17 protein-coding genes and 4 pseudogenes are annotated in these 18219 nt (G+C 68.8%); 14 read left to right on the top strand and 7 right to left on the bottom strand.

Annotated features, from left to right (window positions below; genetic code table 11):
* Positions 1–258 precede the first annotated feature (258 nt).
* Positions 259–585, bottom strand: coding sequence for a helix-turn-helix domain-containing protein (locus ACFVWY_RS29395; RefSeq protein ID WP_389877715.1), 327 nt, complete (start codon positions 583–585; stop codon positions 259–261).
* Between the two features lie 194 nt (positions 586–779).
* Here ACFVWY_RS29395 and ACFVWY_RS29400 point away from each other — a divergent pair, with 194 nt between their 5' ends.
* Positions 780–1178 carry a GNAT family N-acetyltransferase gene (locus ACFVWY_RS29400; protein WP_389877716.1) on the top strand — a complete coding sequence of 133 codons (399 nt, stop codon included), beginning with the start codon at positions 780–782 and terminating at the stop codon, positions 1176–1178.
* Positions 1179–1199: 21 nt separating this feature from the next.
* Here ACFVWY_RS29400 and ACFVWY_RS29405 read toward each other — a convergent pair.
* Positions 1200–2041: pseudogene (locus ACFVWY_RS29405) on the bottom strand (IS5 family transposase).
* Positions 2042–2107: 66 nt separating this feature from the next.
* Positions 2108–2479 (bottom strand): MerR family transcriptional regulator, encoded by a 372-nt coding sequence (locus ACFVWY_RS29410; RefSeq protein ID WP_389877718.1) that lies wholly within the window; start codon positions 2477–2479, stop codon positions 2108–2110.
* 164 nt (positions 2480–2643) lie between these two features.
* On the opposite strand from ACFVWY_RS29410, the gene ACFVWY_RS29415 reads away from it, so the two are divergent.
* The gene (locus ACFVWY_RS29415) at positions 2644–3777 is read left to right on the top strand and encodes an MFS transporter (protein WP_389877720.1); all 1134 of its coding nucleotides are present in this window, start codon (positions 2644–2646) and stop codon (positions 3775–3777) included.
* Positions 3778–3944: 167 nt separating this feature from the next.
* Here the strand turns inward: ACFVWY_RS29415 and ACFVWY_RS29420 are convergent, their stop codons facing one another.
* The 4 genes from ACFVWY_RS29420 to ACFVWY_RS29435 all read right to left on the bottom strand — a co-directional run bounded on the left by ACFVWY_RS29420 (position 3945) and on the right by ACFVWY_RS29435 (position 9023).
* Positions 3945–6371 (bottom strand): site-specific integrase, encoded by a 2427-nt coding sequence (locus tag ACFVWY_RS29420; RefSeq protein ID WP_389877721.1) that lies wholly within the window; start codon positions 6369–6371, stop codon positions 3945–3947.
* Entirely contained in the window at positions 6368–6721 is a 354-nt protein-coding gene (locus ACFVWY_RS29425) for a helix-turn-helix domain-containing protein (RefSeq protein ID WP_389877723.1), read from the bottom strand. Before ACFVWY_RS29425 ends, ACFVWY_RS29420 begins: the two co-directional genes overlap by 4 nt.
* 14 nt (positions 6722–6735) lie before the next feature.
* Positions 6736–7842 (bottom strand): tyrosine-type recombinase/integrase, encoded by a 1107-nt coding sequence (locus tag ACFVWY_RS29430; RefSeq protein WP_389877725.1) that lies wholly within the window; start codon positions 7840–7842, stop codon positions 6736–6738.
* A 65-nt stretch (positions 7843–7907) separates the two neighbouring features.
* The gene (locus ACFVWY_RS29435; RefSeq protein WP_389877726.1) at positions 7908–9023 is read right to left on the bottom strand and encodes a tyrosine-type recombinase/integrase; all 1116 of its coding nucleotides are present in this window, start codon (positions 9021–9023) and stop codon (positions 7908–7910) included.
* 188 nt (positions 9024–9211) lie between these two features.
* Between ACFVWY_RS29435 and ACFVWY_RS29440 the strand changes: the two genes are divergently transcribed.
* The 12 genes and pseudogenes from ACFVWY_RS29440 to ACFVWY_RS29495 form a co-directional block, all read left to right on the top strand.
* A complete protein-coding gene (locus ACFVWY_RS29440; RefSeq protein ID WP_389877728.1) occupies positions 9212–9907 on the top strand; it encodes a hypothetical protein in 696 nt (231 codons plus the stop codon).
* A 129-nt stretch (positions 9908–10036) separates the two neighbouring features.
* Positions 10037–10645 carry a hypothetical protein gene (locus ACFVWY_RS29445; RefSeq protein ID WP_389877730.1) on the top strand — a complete coding sequence of 203 codons (609 nt, stop codon included), beginning with the start codon at positions 10037–10039 and terminating at the stop codon, positions 10643–10645.
* A gap of 50 nt (positions 10646–10695) precedes the next feature.
* A complete protein-coding gene (locus tag ACFVWY_RS29450) occupies positions 10696–11457 on the top strand; it encodes a hypothetical protein (RefSeq protein ID WP_389877731.1) in 762 nt (253 codons plus the stop codon).
* Positions 11458–11482: 25 nt separating this feature from the next.
* Positions 11483–11980, top strand: a complete 498-nt coding sequence (locus tag ACFVWY_RS29455) for a hypothetical protein (protein ID WP_389877732.1) — start codon at positions 11483–11485, stop codon at positions 11978–11980.
* A 159-nt stretch (positions 11981–12139) separates the two neighbouring features.
* A complete protein-coding gene (locus tag ACFVWY_RS29460) occupies positions 12140–12865 on the top strand; it encodes a hypothetical protein (RefSeq protein ID WP_389877734.1) in 726 nt (241 codons plus the stop codon).
* 91 nt (positions 12866–12956) lie between these two features.
* Entirely contained in the window at positions 12957–13622 is a 666-nt protein-coding gene (locus tag ACFVWY_RS29465; RefSeq protein WP_389877736.1) for a hypothetical protein, read from the top strand.
* 95 nt (positions 13623–13717) lie between these two features.
* Positions 13718–14158: a hypothetical protein gene (locus ACFVWY_RS29470; RefSeq protein WP_389877737.1), complete on the top strand. Its 441-nt coding sequence runs from the start codon at positions 13718–13720 to the stop codon at positions 14156–14158.
* Between the two features lie 79 nt (positions 14159–14237).
* A complete protein-coding gene (locus ACFVWY_RS29475; protein WP_389877739.1) occupies positions 14238–15506 on the top strand; it encodes a type IV secretory system conjugative DNA transfer family protein in 1269 nt (422 codons plus the stop codon).
* Positions 15503–15733 (top strand): hypothetical protein, encoded by a 231-nt coding sequence (locus tag ACFVWY_RS29480; protein ID WP_389877741.1) that lies wholly within the window; start codon positions 15503–15505, stop codon positions 15731–15733. The genes ACFVWY_RS29475 and ACFVWY_RS29480 overlap by 4 nt, the downstream gene beginning before the upstream one ends.
* Positions 15730–16901: pseudogene (locus ACFVWY_RS29485) on the top strand (DnaB-like helicase N-terminal domain-containing protein). Before ACFVWY_RS29480 ends, ACFVWY_RS29485 begins: the two are co-directional and overlap by 4 nt.
* A gap of 152 nt (positions 16902–17053) precedes the next feature.
* Positions 17054–17155 (top strand): annotated as a pseudogene (locus ACFVWY_RS29490) (DNA methyltransferase); the annotation flags it as partial.
* A 121-nt stretch (positions 17156–17276) separates the two neighbouring features.
* Positions 17277–18182 (top strand): annotated as a pseudogene (locus tag ACFVWY_RS29495) (DNA cytosine methyltransferase); the annotation flags it as partial.
* Positions 18183–18219: the final 37 nt, after the last annotated feature.

The following is an 18219-nucleotide window of genomic DNA, read 5'->3' on the forward strand; positions in this document are numbered from 1 at the left end:
GGCAGCTCCAGCAGTGCCAGTTGTGGACTCGGTAGACGCCCCAGGCCAGGCAGCCCCGGCAGGAGAATGGGTGCATTGGGGCGCCGGGGTGGCAGGTCCCGCACTGGGCCTGACTGAAGTAGTCGGCCGACCCGCAGTTGCGGCACGGCGGTGCCGGGAACGGCCCGCCGGGCAGGCAGTCGTAGCAGAAATCGACACGGGGCTTGGTCCAGGCGACCCGGTTGACCTGGCAGGCGTTGCAACGCGGTGGTGGGGTGCTCACAGCGGCGGCGCCGAACGGTGGCGCCCGAACCGCGGCGTCACAACTTGCCCCGGGGACTGTCCTACTGCCTTCTGCTGTTCCTTCTGCGGGCGCCGGGCGGCGGCCTTCTCCGGCTCGCAGATCAGCAGAGTCGCCGGGTCGCAGTCCAGCACCGAGCAGATCACCTCCAGGTCGTCGAGGCGGATCGTGGTCGGGGTGCCCGTCCACAGCGCCGACATCTTCCCGGCGCTGATCTCCAGCCCTGCGTCCGCCAGAAGCCGGCGCATCTCGGTGGACTTCCAGATGCCGCGCTCGGCGGCTCTCATCCGCAGGTTCCACAGCATGGCCTCACACACCTCCCCCGAAGCGGGACTCCAGGCGCTGGTTGGCCTGCGTCCATGCCTGCTCGATGTGGTCGTTGCGGACGTGTAATGGTGGGCTCGGGTATTGGAACTGCCGGAATGCCTCTGGCTGAAGGGGCATAGGACCCGAAAAAAAGAGGGCGGAGCCGGACGTCTCTCGACCTACGATGCGGCCCATGACGATCACGTATGAGTGGCGCGGCGACTTCGACAACGCTGCCGTCAACGCGCTCCACGCGGAGGCGTTCGGTCACACCCAGATACCCATCGATTGGCAGACACAAGTGCCCCGTCACAGCCTCGGCTGGGTCTGTGCCCGAGAAGACGGCCGGCTCGTAGGGTCTGTCAACGTCGCCTGGGACGGTGGCGTCCATGCCTTCATTCTCGACACGATGGTCGCTCAGGACATGCGCAAGACCGGTGTCGGGACCGGACTCGTGACGACCGCAGGGCAAGGCGCCCGTGCAGCGGACTGCGAATGGCTCCACGTTGACTTTGAAGAGCATCTGCGTCCCTTCTACTTCGACGCGTGCGGCTTCAGACCGACGGACGCAGGGCTCATCGCCCTGCGCTAGTGGGTGTCTGAGACGCCCCGTTCAGGGCAGTGATCTACCGGCTCGGTGCAGGAGGAGCATGACCGTGGCCAGGTAGATGGCGTTCTCCTGGCTGGCGGCCAGGTACTCGTAGTCCTTGGACAGCCTGCGATAGCGGCCCAGCCAGGCGAAACTCCGCTCGATCACCCAACGGCGCGGAACTACTGCGAAAATCGGCACTACGCGTGGTGGGGTGTCGGCCTTGGCCCAGGTACCGCGGAAGCCGCCGTCCTTGCGCTGCACGATCTGGATGGTGATCCCGGTTTCCTCCTGGACCCAGGCCAGGAAGTCGCGGCCACGATAGCCCTGGTCGGCCCACAGGTGCCGAAGACGGGGGAACTTGTCGGCGCACCGGGCCAGCAGCACCGCGGCGCCGTCGCGGTCGCTGACGTTGGCCGGGCTGACGCAGGCGGCCAGGACGAGGCCGAGGGTGTCGACCAGGAGGTGGCGCTTGATGCCCAGGACCTTCTTGCCGCCGTCGTACCCGTGCCAGCCGCCCCGCTCGGTGGCCTTGACGCTCTGGCTGTCCAACACCCCCGCGCTCGGCGTCGGTTCCCGGCCTTGACCAGTGCGTTCGCGAGCACGCAGGATGTCGAGGATCTCCTCCCAGCGGCCTTCGATCCGTCACCGCCGCCAGTAGTGGTAGACCGTCTGCCACGGCGGGAAGTCGTGCGAGAGCAGCCGCCAGGCGCAGCCGGCCCGCACCCAGTACGCCAACGCGTCGATCAACTCTCGGCGTGAGTGCTTGGGCGGGCGGCCGCCCGGCTTCGGCGGCGGAACCAGTGGCTCGAGCACCCCCACTCGGCGTCGGAAAGATCCGTCGGATAGGCACGTCGGCCAGCCATCCCTACCTCCCCGACGTGCAGGAACTACCAAGTCGCCTGCCCTGAACAAGGCTTCTCAGACACCCACTAGGAGGCTCGGATATCGAGGCGTACGGCGTCGAGGTAGTCGGTGATGGCTCGGTGGTTCTTGGTGAGGCATTCGATTTTTTCGGCCATGCGGTCGCGTTCGTGTTCGAGCATTGCGACCATGTCTGGCGTGACGTAGGGCATGTGGATCGTGCGGGGGGTGTTCAGGCAGGGCAGGATCTGCTTGATGATCCGTGTGGGCAGCCCTGCGTCGAGCAGGCCTCGTACCTGGAGAACCCGGTCAACGACGTACTCCTCATAGTCCCGGTATCTGTTGGGCAGTCGATCTGACGCGATCAGTCCCTGCTCCTCGTAGTAGCGCAGCAACCTCACCGGAGTCCGCGTGCGCGTCGACAACTCACCGATCCGCATATCCCTCTCCTCGCCCTCTGTGGCTGGCGTCGTGTGACTCAGCGGACACCGAATTGACCCTCACACTAATGTCACCCTTCGATCATGAGGCCATGACACGAACACATGCTGTGCCATCTCCCTCGATAACGAACGCCCGGCTCCCACTGGCGGGTCTTCTGGCCTTGGCCGCCACCGGGTTCATTACGCTCCTGACCGAGACGATGCCCGCCGGGCTGCTTCCCGGGATGAGCCGAGACCTGGGTGTGAGCGAGAGTGCTGCCGGGCAGAGCGTCACCGTCTTCGCGATCGGGGCGATCCTCGCCGCGATCCCGCTCACCAAGGCGACGATCGGCTGGCCGCGCCGACACTTGCTGCTGGTGGCGATCGCAGGATTCGCGATCGCCAACACCGTCACCGCGCTCTCCGAGAGCTTCGCACTTACGCTAGCCGCCCGGTGCCTCGGCGGCATCGTCGGCGGGTTGCTCTGGGCGCTGTTGGCCGGGTACGCGGTACGGATGGTTCCCTCACATCAGCGCGGCAAGGCAATGGCGATCGCGATGGGGGGCGCAATCGTTGCCCTGTCCGTCGGAGTTCCTGCTGCGGCGTTTCTGGCCAAGCTCGTCGAGTGGCGATACGCGTTCGGGATCATGACCGTCCTCACGCTCGCGTTGATCGTGTGGGTCATCGCGGCGGTGCCGAGCTTCCCCGGACAACCCAAGGGCTCACGGCTCCCGCTAACCCGTACCATTCGCATTCCCGGCGTAGCGCCCGTGCTCTTCGTGACCCTCACGTTCGTGCTCGCCCACAGCATCCTCTACACCTACATCGCCCCGTTCCTCACGCCGCTCGACATGGCAGGTCAAGTCGACGCCGTGCTGCTCACCTTCGGCCTGGTGTCGCTGGTGAGCATCTGGATCGCCGGAGCGCTCGTCCATCGGCGCCTGCGCCTCCTCATGATCCTCGCGTGTGTGCTCTTCGCGACATGCGCGCTGCTGCTCGGCATCTTCTCCGGCGTGCCTTCGCTCGTCTACGCCAGCGCGGCGCTCTGGGGGCTCGCGTTCGGCGGCACCTCTACCCTGTTGCAGACCGCAGTCGCCGAAGCAGCAGGCGACGCCGGCGATGTCGCCCAAGCACTCCTCACCACCGGATGGAACGTCGGAATCGCCGGTGGTGGCATCATCGGAGGCATCGTCCTCAGCGGATTGGATGCATCCTGGCTGAGTTGGGTCACGCTCGCACTGCTCGTCCCTGCACTCGCCACTGTGCTCGCGGCACACAAATACGGGTTCACCAAGGGAGAGCTCGGCAGCCGCTAAACCACCGCTGCCCCTGACTGAGACCCGGGAGCAAAACCCAGTGGATCGCTCATGGGTCCGGCGATCCGTACTCACGGAAGGGAATCTTTGAAATCGACCTCATTGATTGGACGTCTTCTGCCACGGCACTGCGGACACCACGGCGTTGTTCAGCCGGTCCGCGTAGTTCACGCTTGCTCCACAGTCGTCCGGCGGCTGATCTCGGCTGCGTAGACGGCCCAGTCCCCGGCGGCGGCTCGCTGCCACTTGACGGCGACGGTGATGTCGATGCCGAGGGTGCGGGCGAGGACCGCGGCGGGCAGCTCGGTAGCCAGCTGGAACAGGGCGGTCGAGCGGGCTTCCGCGAGCCGGATGCCGAGTTTGCGGAGCCGTTCGCCCATGGCCCAGGCACTGATCGGGCGGCCGGGCTGGCCTCCGGGGAAGAGCCAGGGTGAGTCTGTGCGGCCGAGGACGGCATGGCTGCGGCGGACCGCGACTTGTCGGAGAGCCAGTTCAGCGACGGGTGCGGGAAGCTCGACGGGGACGGCGCCGAGGCGGATGCGGACCACTCCCTCCGTCTCCTCGATGTGGTCGACGGTGAGCCGGGAGATCGCTGCGGGCCACTGGGCATAGAGGAGCAATAGCAGACCGGCGAGGCGGTCTTCGGGCTTGAGGGTGTTGTCGTGCAGCAGGCGTTGGGCGGTGGCCCAGCGGGCCTCGTCGTCCATCGGCTGGGAGGGGCCGTTCCATCGCTCGGCCGGGAAGCTGAGAGCGCGGGTGATCTTCTGGGAGCGGGCCCAGCGCACGAAATGGCCTGCCTCTCGACGGAGGCGGACATCGTCGCTGGTCATCCAGTGTTCGAGGTCGGCTTGTCGGCAGGTGGCAAGGGTCAGGTTCTGTTCCTCGAGCCAGTCGAGGAGATAGACGGCCGCCCGCAGATGTTGCCGCACGACAGCGAGTTGGGAGTGCGTGATTTCCTTGCCACGGCTGCGTCGGCGGAGCCGCCGCAAGAGGTGCCACGTCGCGTACCGGTGCAGGATTTTCCGTCCCTCGGCCGTCACGTGGGAGGTGACGAGGTCTTTCACGTGCCGTTCGAGCCGGACCATCTGCTCGTCCCGCTTGGGCAGGGCTTCGGTGGCGACGAGAACAGTGCGGATGTGCTCGATGACCTTGCCTTCGGGGAGTTCGTCCAGGGCCTCGTGGGAGAGAGGGCGGCGGCCGGAGCCGAGATCGGAAAGGACAGTGGAGACGATGTCCTTGGAGAGCCAGCTCATCGCGGTGGCCGCGCGTTCGGAGCCGGCCAGGGCGTCGTGGAGGGGCTGCAGCTTCGGGGGTATGGAGCTGGTGTTGTCGGCGAGGAGCTCGTGGAGCCGCTGCTTGAGGGTGCAGCGAGGACACGGTCCTGGCGCGTGTAGCCGTTCGGCTTGTCCGCAGGTGGGACAGGGGCGCCAGAGCTCGGCGTCGGGTGTGGCGCAGGGGCCGCAGACGGGGGCGTCGGCGGTGCCGGAGTGGATGCCGCGGAGCCGTCCGCAGACGGTGCAGTGGACCTGGCGCTGTCGGCAGCCGCTGCAGCGGGGCAGGCCGGTGAGCTTCGAGAGTGTGCAGGGTGCGGTGTGGCCGCAGATCGAGCAGAGCACCACGGGCAGGGGACGGCAGTTCGGGCAGATCGGCCCTTCGGCGGTGCGGGAGTTGACCATGCGCGACTTGCCGCAGACGATGCAGATCTCCAGGTTCGCCGGATCAGTGATCAGGCAGTTCGGACACAGCGGTCGCCCTTGATCATCGCGGGTGGCCGGCTCGCGCCGAGCGCCGCAGCGTACACATTCTTCGATGCGGGACCTGGCGATGCAGTTGCGGCAGACCCGCTGCCCGTCAAGCGGCTTGTCGATGCGGACCACCCGGTGGCAGCGAGGGCAGGCGGGCCGGGCGATCCCCGCGACATCGGCCTCGTGCAGCAGGTCGATGAACCTCAAGATGGCGCGGTGCGGCGCCAGATAGCCCTCCCCGGCCAGCAGACGAGGGTTCTCCTCCAGGGCCCAGACCACTCGCTGGCGATAGTGGGGACGGTGCGGTGCCGTCCGCCGGAGGGCCTCGGCAACCACGTCACGGTCGGCGCCCGGAGCAATCGCGGCGATCAGCTCGTGGACGACCGTGGCGGGATCACGGTCGTCGGTGTCGGGACACATCTTGCAGCGCGGCAGGCCCTTGCGGTCCTGGAAGCCGACGCGTCGGACGTTTCCGCAGGCAGTGCACTCGGCCCTCTCCTGTCCGCAGACCGAGCAATACCAGTCCTGGCCCTTGCGCTGGAGAGTTCGCAGCTGCTTGCCGCACTCGGCGCAGACCGGCGGCGCGATTGCCGAGGCGCCGGCTTTGCGGAGCTCGATGAGCAGATCGCCGATGGCCCGGGGCGCCGGGGACCGGCCGTCGGTCAGGACCGCGGGCCGTATCGCCAGGGCCTTGGCCACCTGGCGCGACTTCGCGCGGCCACCCGCGACCGCGGTGACCACGGCCCGGATCGTCTCAACGCCGAGTTCCTTCTCAACTCCGGCGACGAGGTCCGTGATCAAACCGATCGGGTCTGTGACGGCTCGGTCGAGCTGGTCGACCATGGTCATGAGCGGTCAACACCCCTGATCCGTGCTCGCTTTGGCCGCAGTCCGCCGAGTCCCTCCGCATCGGGCGCCGAGCCGCTGCCGGTGGCGGCCTTCTTCGGCTTCTTCATGGTCCCGGCCGCCGCGATGGGCTCGATGAGGTCGTCCATGGTGCAGTCGAGGATGTCGAGCAGGGCCATGAGGATCCTCAGGCTCAGTCGCTCAGGTCGCTCGACGACAAGCCGGTAGACCTGGCTGGAGGACAGGGTGATGCCGCGTTCGGCGAGCGGGGGCAGGAGGTCGGTAGTGGAGAACAACCCACGGTCGGCCATGACTTTGCGCAGGTGCCAGTGGTAGTCGAGCTTGGCGGCCATCGCCGGATCCCTCCTCATCGGACCCCGGCGAACGCCGGAGCCAGTGCCTTGTACAGGGAAGTGTTCATGAGGTCATCGCTGATGTGCGTGTAGATGGCCAGGGAGCTGTCGCACTCGTGGCCGACCTGCTGCTGGATGAAGCGCCGGTCCACCCCGTCCTCGGTCAGATGCGTGACGTATGAGTGGCGAAGTCCGTGCGGAGACAACTCCTTGGGAAGCCCCAAGGCATCCCGGTATGCCTCGAACCGGTCGTTGATCGAGCCGGGCTGCAGGCGGCCGCCACGCTCAGTGATCCACAAGGCCGGATGATCGGGGAATCCGAAGCGGGGGCGGACGTTCTCGACGTAGTCGGCGACCGCTTCGACAGCCCAGTCCATCACCGACAGCACGTTCCGCCGTCGCGGCGGCTGGCCCTTCTTCGCCTTGCCGTAGCGGACATTGAGCGTGCCGTACCGGCCGAACTGCCGGGCCTGCGGGTTGCGTCCGAAGTCGACCACGTCGAGCTTGGAGGTCTCGGTCCGGCGAAGCCCCCACCCGTAGATCACCTTGAAGAGGGTGGCATCGCGATAGGCCGCCAGGGCGCCCTTGCGTTTCGCCCGTACCGCTCGTTCGACCTGGTCGTCGGCGTAGTCGAGGAAGAGCTGCAACTCTTCCCGCGTGAAGGGCCTCGCCTCTGGATCGCCCTCGTAATCCTGCAGGTGAGGCAGGGTATTCCACTCATGGCAGATCGCCACCGGGAACGTGCCGAAGGCTTCCTCGCATGCCGGACCCCAGCCGTATCGGGCGTCGATGAGGAGCTCGGTGAACAGCCGGACGATGCCCTGGTAGCTGCGGATCGTCGACGGCGCCAAGTGCTTCTCGCTCGTCAACGACGCCGACCACTCGTCCAGATGGGCTGGCATCCATCGCCACGGGTACTCGTTCGTGAAGTCCAGGAACCGGCGGATCAGCCGTTCCCTCGGGGCGATCGTGTCGTCCTTCAACCCTCGCGACTTCTGCTGAGCACGCCAGCCCCGCAACATCGCGTCGAACATCGCGTCCTCGGGACGCAGCTGGACCACCCCGGAGACGAGCTCCATGTGAGCCGCCCCGGCCAGGGTCACCTTGCGCTGATGCACCACTCCAGACCATCCCTTCTGGAGGGCAGATCATGCATCAGAAGGGCTCTACTCGGCAACATCCCTGCTCAGGCGGCCAGTTCGTAGACTCCATGGACTCCTTCCGATTCCTGTCGTGACCAGGTGACCTGCGACTTCTCGCCCGGCTGATGCAATTCCCGAGGGTTGATGTATCGCGTCGTGGTGGACAGCCACTCATGTCCGAGCAGTTCTTGGAGGGCCTTGAGGTCCATACCCGCGCCATAGAGCGAGGAGGCACAGTAATGCCGCAGCACGTGCGGAGTCAGCCGGCCGGACCAGGCGGGCAGCCACTGCTCGGTCTGCGCGGCCAGCCCGCTACGAAGGGCATCGGTCCCCACCCGCATGCACCGGCCGAGGTCCGGGTCTCGTCGCTCACTCGGCAGCAACGGGGCATCCGGGTCGCTCCAGTCGCTGCCGTACTGGTGACGGACTTCAGCCAGCCACCAGTCGATCAGCTCGTCGGCACCGTTGATGGCCGGGACCAAGCGGCTCTTGGGGCCTCGCCCTCGGCTCCCCTTGCCGTGACGGACATGCAGCTTGCCGAGTTCTCCCAGGTCCGGCCGCCAGTCACGGATGTCGAGCATCGCCGTCTCATTGATCCGCAAGCCAAGCCGACGCCACAGCGACGCGGCAAAGTAGTCCCGCGCGGCAGGCAGGTACTTGCGGGCCCGAACGATCGACGGCCCCCACTGCGCGAACAACGCGTCCACCTCCGCATCCGACGGCGGAACGCGCACTTCACCACGGGCAGGGCCCTTGGGCCGGTTGTATTCGTCGATCGGCTGCTCGACCACGCAGCCGGTCAGGGCGTGGATGTCGCCTTGGTAGCGCACGATCACGAAGTCGTAGAAGCTTGCCAGCAGGGCGGACTTGGTGGCCAGCGTGTGACTTCCGCACCGTCCGGACCGGCGGAGCTCGACGAGGAACCGGTCTGCGTCATCGCAGGACGCCGACCACAGCGGCCCGGGAAGCGAGCGGGCGAACTCCACGACCGCCGCACGGGACGTCGTGATGTGTCCGTCGGTCAGCCCCGCCGCGGCCATCGACAACGCGTACTGATCAACGATCTCCTGCTCGAAGTCCTCGACGTCCTGCGGAGTCCGCAGGCCTGCGAGGACGACAGGTTCCGGACCACGGCCAGAGTCATCGGCCGCTCCGTTCACCAAAAGGGCGCATGCGTCAGGGATATCGCCGAGGCTTCGGGATTCTCGACGAAACGGCGGATTCTTCGCACCTTCGAGTGAACCCTGTCCGACCTGGCCTCCCAGGTCATCGGAACGACTCTGACCAGAACGAACCCAAGACAGTAGGGACATAAGCCCAACGACCGGCACAGCAACGGGAATCGATCATGTCTGCTTCTTCCACTCGTTCCTCCGGTGGCAACCAGCCGTCGCAGGCGACCGACCCTTTGGCGTGGCGACGGCACCTCCCGGCACTGGCCTCGGCCGCCGCCGGGATCAACAAGGCGTGCGACGCCTGGGACGCGGTTTCGGACTCGCTCTGCGACGCGGACGGCTGGCCGCTGGACGACAAGGTCTATGGGGACGGGAAGGTCAAGCGGGACGCCGAAGCGTGGAAGCACGCCGAGGTGTTCCTCGACCACGGACCCGAGGTGCTAGCCGGGGTCCGCGCCGCCGCCGACGGCCCCGACTACGTCGAGGGGCCGATCAGTGACGACCTCCGTCGGATACGCGAGATCGACACCATCCTGTTCCGGGCGGAGGAGCTGCGGCACGAGTGGGACGGCGTCATGGCGCTTATGGACGGTTCGCAGCCGAGCTTGCTCCACCTCTACCAGGAGCGTGCCGAGGAGCACCGCAACACCGAAGGCTGGCACTACTCACACGAACTCGGCTCCAAGGGACCGGCGTTGGTGCGCGTCGGCGAATATCTAGCTCACCGGGCGGACACCGAACGGCCGGCGCAGACCGAGCGGGCTCGCGTCGCCCTGACCCGCTCGACGCACAACGCCCCTGCCGGATCACCTGCTTCGCCCCAGGTCCCGCGGGCATCGCAACCGCCGGCTCCCGGTCGCTCGCGGTGATCCCTAGCACGCAGTCACGGCTGCACCAAACTGCCCGATCACCAGACCCTCATGGACCACCGCGCTCCTTCAAGCTCCACGCCCCGTCGGCTCCCGCCGTGCGGCGGGACGTTCGCAACGGAGAACTCCATGCACCTCGAAACCTCGCCCCCGACCGCCGTGTCCGATCCGCGTCGCATTCAGGCTGCCCTCTGTTCCGCGCTCGGGCAGCGCGGCCTGGAAGGCACCGTCGAGTACGGCCTCAGCGACTACATCGTCCACGCCGAGCTTCCCGACGGCAGTTCGCTGATCATCTCGCCCCCGCAGGAGCCACCCTCCGAGCACCCCGAGTCCCCGGAAAGCTGGATGGTCACCCGCCACCGGTCCGCCGAGCCCGCCGTCTACGAGGTGATCTACGACTCCGAGCCGGGCGGTCCGCATGCGCGTCACGGCGGCAGCGTGCCGGATCTCCTCTTCGCTGTCGACGCCCGCCTGGACCAGCTTGGCGTACCGACACGCCAGGAGCAGGAACGTTCCGGCGAGGCGCGCCTCCACCGTGCTCCCGCCCGACTCCGCTCCATCCCGGGTGAGGGTCGCTCTCGCCTCTTCACCGTCGGTCGGCCAGCGCGTGCTCCCGACCGGTCCACCGTCGGAGTCTTCCGCGCGGGCCGCGCCGCCACCGGCCAGTTCCTCATCAGCTCCCCGGCTCTAACCGACCGCGATCCAGGAGTCCTCCGTGCACCGCAGCCTCAGGACTGATCCGCCCGTCGCCCGCACCTGCAACCGCACCCACCTCGGATGGATCTGCCATGCCCAGCCACTACGACGTGCTGCCCGACCTGGCCTTCGGCCACCACCCCGTCCACGGCATCGTCGCCGCGAACCCGAAGAACCTCTCGGCCGGCAGCTGGATGCTCAGGGGATTCGACTTCCATCCCGTCCCCGACCAGCCGACGTTGTACGCGCTGGCAGACCAGAACCGTGACGGACACGGCCGTACGAGCCGGGCCATCGAGCTGCTGCGCAAGGCCGGCTACCAGGTCGATGTGGACGTCGCACTTGACCCTGCACCGGCGCCCGACACGGCACAGGTACGCGACCGCGGTCCGCTCGGTGAACCAGACGTCGCCTTCGCCGATCACCCGCAGCTCGGCATCGTCGCAGCCCTCGACGACCGTGTCTCCGGCCTCAGCGGGCTGGCGCTGGTGGAGGACGGCTGGCGGCACAACTCGAGCCTGGACATCTACACGCTCCCCGCGACCACCGATCGCGTCGAGGCGCTGGGGAAAGTCGCCGACGCCACGGTGGCCCTGCACCGTTCGGGGCTCCAGGTCGCAGTGCAGCCCCGCCTCGCTCAAGAGGTGACGGCTCGGCCCCGCCCTGCTGCCACGCCGACCGCCGGCCGTGAGCGCGGTCGTGGTCCCGCCCGCGCGTCTCCGTTGAGCGCCGCCGCGCTCGCCGCCAGCCCGGCCCGTGCCGGTATCCCGGGCAGGGCGCCGGTCCCCGCCGCCGTCACCACACCGGCGGTCCGGCCGGTTGACCCCCGCGTCGCGTACTCCCGCGACCGCTGATCCAACTCCTCAAGGAGGTCCTTCCATGGCCGTGAAGACGATCTGGCCTATCGACCACACCTGCGGTCACCATGCCGACCGCGACTTGTCCGACCGACCGGCTGACCGCCGCGCCGGCTTCGCCGAGTGGCTCGCCAGGCAGGAGTGCACGGACTGCTGGCGCGCCTCGAACGAGGGCGACGAGCAGGACAAGGCCGCCTGGCTCAAGGCGAAGCGCGCCGAGGAGCAGGCGGCGTCCGAAGCCTGGTCCGAGCAGTACCGGATGCCTCCCCTGGAGGGGACCGAGCGGGCCGTTCCCTGGGGCGTGCGCTGTCGTCACCAGATCCTGACCAACGCCTACACCGCGCTGGTCACCGAAGGCACGACCAGCGAAGCGGACTGGGCGGAGATCGAGGAGAACGCTCGTACGGTGACCCGTGCCGGGTGGTGGATAGACCAGAGGTCGTCCGAGCCCGAGGACCTCGCCGAACTGCTCATGGCCGCCACCGGGGCCGACCGGCCGACGGAGAATCCCTTCTTCTGACCGACCGGGTGCCCTGCTGCGGCGGGGCGCCCGGCTGACCGCCGCCGTGCGGCTTCTACCAGCGATTCTCGGCCGGACCAAACCCCGGATTTGCCGGACGCTCTGCCCACTGGCCCACCTCCAACGGGTCCTTCGCTCCCTCTGCCCCCGGAGACTTCCGTGCCTACCTCGATCACCATCACGTCCGAGTTCAGCGGCAGCGTCGTTGCCAAGGGCGCTACTGATGACCTCTCCGCGCAGCTCCTCCGTCATGCCGGTTTCAAGCAGATCGACGACTGGCATGGCCGACGCCATCGCCTGCCCACCACCACTCCGCTCGCCGACCAGGTCGCCATCGCCAGCCATGCGGCCGAGATGCTTCGAGCCGCTCGCTATGACGTCACCCTTCCGCCGTCTCTCGACACGGCCCGGATGAGCCCTCCGGTGCATGCGCTGGGGCCCTACGCCGCCGGAGCTGAACTTCTCAGCATCACGGACCAGATCCGTGCGGCCGAAGACGGAGCCAGCCTTCAGCGGGCAGTTGACCACCTCCTTCACCCCGAGCACGGTGCGCTGGAGCGTGTCCGGGAGGCGCTGGAAGCAGCGGGAGAACAGGTCAACGACCTGGACGACGACGCGTATGCGCTCGCCGACCGGTTCGGCTTCGCCTCGGAGTTCGTCAGCTCGGCCCAGTCCGAACTTGTCGATTCCGAGGCCGAGCTACGCCGCGTCGGCGCCGCTTCGACGAGCTACTCCGCAGCACGGACCGTCCGTGATCACCGAGGTGCCGCACTGGCCACTTCTCCTGCGGCGAACCAGGTCAAGGTCTCGTCGGCGTCCGGTTCCCAGACGGCGCCGCTCACTCCGACGGGTCACCCGCCGCGCGCCGCAACCCCCCGACGGTGATTCCGGCCGCTCTCTTCGCCGTAGGCCACCAGTACGTCGCGCGCCACCGCTCGACTCACCCGTCAAGGACCACTCACCCGAAGAGGCAAACGTGCCCGAGCACTACTCCAGCATCGGCGAGGCCGTCGGTGCCGCCATGCAGCACAACATCCGGCTCGCCCACCACAGCGCGGCACCGGGCTCCGACAAGCCGCAGCAGGTCAGGCACCTGCCCAACGCTTCCGCCGATCCGTACTCGGTCCGCGGAATGATCTCTCGCCTCCACGAGGACGCCTCGCCCGATGAGGTGGCGGGCATCATCGAGGAGGCCAACGGCGCACTGGTCGGGGCTCTGCCCGAGCTGACCGAACTCGTCGCCTCTGCCGCCGACTGGACTCGCGCCCGTCTCGACTTCGACGACCCGCATCACCATCCGACTTTCGAGACGTGGACCCGACTGGCAGCCGCGTACGGGATGCTCCAGGACGTCCGCGAGCAGTTGGAAGCCGCCGAGGACGGTCTCGCTGCCTGTCCCGCAGAGCGCACGGACCCCCGGCACCACCAGATGGTCAACGTCCTGCGCAGCCGGGAGTTGCTCGACGATGTCCTCGATGCCGAGGCTGCTCTTGCGCCGTCCGCTGCCCGGAACGTCGATTCAGACCGGCAGCGGGCGGCCCGCGCCTCCTCGCCGCGCGCCGGAACATCGCCGTCGACCGGCAGTCCGCCGGCCACCACAGCACCTCCGCCCGCGCCTCGTTCTGCCGGTCGACCCCGCTGAAACGTTCCTCCTCAGACGTCCAGGAGTACCCCCATGAGCTGCACGAGAGCCGAGCGCGCCCCGCCCCTGCCCGCTCGCACACCAAAGGAACCGCCGTGCCTTCCCCGCGCACCAGCGCGCCCTCGACCACCACCGGGTCGGACGCGCTCCTCTACCTCCTGTTCGGCATCCTCGGCGCCGTCATGGCCTTCGGCTCCCTCGCCTGGCTGACCGGAAATCTCACCAACACCGTTGTCGGGAGCGGGTCATGGGCCCCCTTCCGTGCCACGGACGCGCTGCTGCACCCGGAGGTGCTGTGGCCGGCCTTGAGCACCAGCATGCTGATGGTCGGTGCCCGCGTCGTCCCCGGCTTGCTCACCGTTGCCCTGGTCATCACCGCTGCGGTGCTGTGGATGCGCTGGCGTGCCGGGTCCAAGTCCGGCCTTGCCCGCAAGGCGGACCTGGCGCCGCTGCTGGACAAGGAGATCGTCGCCAAGGCGAAGAGCCTCCGCCCGAGCCTGGGCGGCCGGGAGAGTAAAAGAGGTCCTGCCCGCTGACCGCGGCATCCTGCTCGGCACCCTCGATCCCGGTCGTGCGGAGGTCCGCGCGTCCTGGGAGGACGTGATCGTCGCGATCATGGCCCCGCGTTCAGGCAAGACGTCCGGGCTGGCGATCCCCGCGATCCTCTCGGCACCAGGGCCGGTCCTGCTCACCAGCAACAAAGCCGCGAACGACGCCTTCACCACCACGGTGGACGCCCGCGCCGAGGTCGGCACGATCTGGACCCTCGACCCTCAGCAGATCGCCCATCACCCGCGCGAGATGTGGTGGGACATCCTCGCTGACGCCCGCGATCTCGCCGGGGCGAAGAGGCTGGCGGGGCACTTCGTGACGGCGAGCGTGGATGAGTCCAGCGGCTCCGACTTCTGGTCCACCGCCGCGAGCAACACCCTCGGCGCCCTCTTCCTCGCCGCAGCGTCCCACCGGCAGCCGATCACCGACGTCCTGGCCTGGCTCGCGATGCCGGCCGACCGCACCCCGGTGGACCTGCTCACCGACGCCGGCCACCATGCGGTCGCCGCCCAGCTCCAGGGCACCGTCTCCGGCGCGACCGAAACGCGCGACGGCATCTACGAGACGGCGAGGCAGTATGCGAGCTGCCTGCTCGACCCGGACGTCGCCGCCTGGGTCACCCCGAACGAGGACCTCCCCGAGTTCCAGCCGTTCGCCTTCGCCACGTCCCGCGACACCCTGTACCTGCTGAGCAAGGACGGCGGCGGCAGTGCGTCCGCCATCATCGCGGCGGCGGCCGACGCCGTGATGCGCGCGGCCGTGATCGTCGCCGAGCGCTCCGGCGGGCGACTCGACCCGCCCGCCCTATGCGTCCTCGACGAGGCGGCGAACGTTTGCCGCATCTCGGACCTCCCTGATCTCTACAGCCACCTGGGCAGCCGAGGCGTCATCCCGATGACGATCCTGCAGTCCTACCGTCAGGGTCAGCGGTGCTGGGGCGAGGCCGGTATGGACGCCCTCTACTCCGCCGCCACCATCAAGATCATCGGGTCTGGCATCGATGACGCGGACTTCGCCGACCGGCTCAGCCGTCAGGTCGGCGATCACGACGTCCAGACCACCTCGGTGTCGACCAGCGAGGGCGGCAAGTCCACCTCGGTGAGCATGCGCACGGAGCGGATCCTGCCGCCGGACGCCATCCGCGCCCTGCCCAAGGGCAAGGTGCTGCTGCTGGCCACCGGCATCCGGGTCGCCATGCTCAACCTCAAGCCCTGGTACAAGGAGCCCTCCGCCAAGGTGGTCGGCCCGGCTTCCGCTCGCGCCACGAAGGCCATCACCGAGCGTGCCCTCGCGAAGAGCATCGGCCAGGACGATCTTGGACTGTCGGCATGAGCGCGCCCACACCACAGCAGGGGCGGTTGGCCCACGCTCCGGTCGTCCTGCGCGGTGGCCGGTGGTGGCTTGACGGCGGGGCCGGCTCGGTTCCCGCCTCCGATCCCGCCTTCACCGCCGTCCTGGACGACTTCGCGCTGTCGATGGCCGCTGCCGACCAGGCAGTCGCCAACCTCCTCATCCGGCAGGACAAGGCGTCCTGCGTTGATCCTGGAGGCCGGCGATGAACCCGCTGATGAGTGCCGAGCAAGCGGTCCTCGGTGCCGCACTCCTCGACCCCGAGCAGCTCACGCACCTGGAGTGGCTCGCTCCGAACCACTTCTATCGGCCCGTCCACCAGGCGCTGTTCGCCGCGCTCTGCAAGCTGCGCAACGACGGGCATCCCGCGCTCTCGGCCGATGGTCCGTTGCCGCTGTCGTGGGTGACCGACGCGGTCGAGGAGGCCGGACAGCACGTGCGCGGGCTGACCGCGGCGTACGCCCATACCCTGATCCAGGCGTGTCCCCGAACCGAGCACGCCCCGGTGTACGGCGCATGGTGCTGGAGGGGGCGATTCACCGCACCGTCGCCCAGCACGCGATCCGTCTCCACCAGGCGGCTCGGGCCGACGCCGTCCAGGGCGAGGTCGAGGGAGCGTTGCGCACGGCGGACGTCCTGACCGGCGTACTCACCGACCTTGCGCGACGCTGGGGAACCGATCCTCGACCGGTCCCACCCACCGCTGGGCCCTCTGCCGCCACGGACATCCCTCCTCCGGCACAGAGCGGTCAGGTCGCCGAGGACGAGCGGTTCCTCCTGGCCGTCCTCGCCGAACAGCCGGGGGCCATGGGCGAGGTGGCGGCCTGGCTTCGGCCGGGAGACTTCGCCGACCCGACCCACGGGCAGCTCTACCGGTGCCTGGGCGCGCTGCACCACCGGGGCGAACCCATCGACCGGATCACCCTGCGCTGGGAGGCCCAGCGACGCGGCCTGCTGGCCGACGGCACTGTGTCGAGCGAGCAGCTGACCGCCGTCTGCGAAGGCATGGTCCCCGGCAGCGCTGACTGGTTCGGGCAGCGGGTGATGCGCTCCTCCGTCACCCGCACCGCCGCCGCCTCCGCGCGAGCCATCCGGACCCTGGCCCAGGACGAGGTTCTGGGGCCCGGCCGGCTGATCAACCACGTCCTGCACGAACTCGGTCCGCTCGACGAGGTACGTGCCCGCTGGGCCACCGCGAACAGCAGTCCGGCTCCGAAGACCACGGCATCCGCGCCGCCGGCGGCCGAGCCGCCGCCCGACCGAGTGAAGGCCGCCCGCGCCCGCAGCACACCACGCCCAGGCGCGTCACCCCCAGCCCCGGCCAGCCGTCTCCCCACGCTGTCAGCAGCCCGACCACCCTCGCGCGGCCACCCGTGAGACCCCCTCCCCACCGACCTCTTCTGCCCCTGGAACTCGCCTTGATCTACCCCATCTCCGCAGCCGCGCCGGACCTACGCGCCACGGCCCCAAGCCTCGCCACCCCCTTGATCGGGTCTCTCTGCTCGGGGTACGGCGGCCTCGACCTGGGCGTGCAGTCCGCGCTCGGCGGCACGCTGGCCTGGCACGCCGAGGTCGACCCGAACGCCTCACGCATCCTGGCCCGCCACTGGCCCGGCGTCCCGAACCTGGGCGATATCACCGCCGTCGACTGGTCCACCGTCCCTCGGGTGTGCGTCCTGACGGCCGGCTTCCCCTGTCAAAGACGTCTCGGTCGCCGGCCGCCGGGCCGGACTCAACGCTCAGACCCGCTCCGGGCTCTGGCTGCACGTCGCCCGTGCGGTCGCAGCCCTCCGACCCTGCCTGGTTGTGATCGAGAATGTGCGCGGCCTCCTCACCTCCCCCGCCGACTCCCCTGGCGACGTGGAACCCTGCCCGTGGTGTCTGGGAGACACCGCAGGTCAGCCTCCTCTGCGGGCACTCGGTGCCGTACTCGGATCCCTGGCCGACCTCCGGTACGACGCGAAGTGGCTCGTGCTTCGCGCCTCCGACGTCGGGGCCCCGCACCGCCGCGAGCGAACCTTCCTCGCCGCATGGCCCGCCGGGCACCCTGCTGAAGACGCCGACCAGCAACATCGGGAAGAACGGCGGCTCACAGCATCCGTCGAAGCGGAAGAGCGGGGGGCACGGTCCGAACCTGGCCGACGAGGTCGAGTGGCTGCTGCTGCCGACCCCGAAGGCGTCGGACGGAATCAAGGGCTCGCCGAACCAGCGGCACGGCAACGGCGACATGACCCTGCCCAGTGCCGCGGCGTCTCTGTCGCCGACGCCGAGGGCCAGCGACACGGGCACCCCGGGCCGCCGCCCCAGGAAAGTACGGCGGCCTCCCTTGTCCGCGGTGGTCCTGCCCCTCTGGGCGGAGGAGACGCCGGAGGCGGGGGTGCGGACCGGCGATGGGGAGCGTACGGATCCGCTATCACGCGGTGGGAGAGCCTCACCCGTCCTGCCCCCGCCCCCACGGACGCGGCCGGTCGACTCCGCGCGGACTTCGTGGAGTGGATGCAGGGCCTCGACGCCGGCTGGGTCACCGCGACTCCGGGGCTCGGCCGTCCAGCGCAGCTCACCGCGCTCGGCAACGGCGTCGTCCCACAACAGGCTTCGCGTGCCTTGCAGTTGCTGGCACCACCCTTCCCCCGCTGTTCCCGTTGCGCCGACCGATAGCGCTCCACTACCGCGTTCTTCCGGCCGGACCAAACCG

Source organism: Streptomyces sp. NPDC058195 (genome assembly GCF_042883525.1).
Lineage (GTDB): Bacteria > Actinomycetota > Actinomycetes > Streptomycetales > Streptomycetaceae > Streptomyces.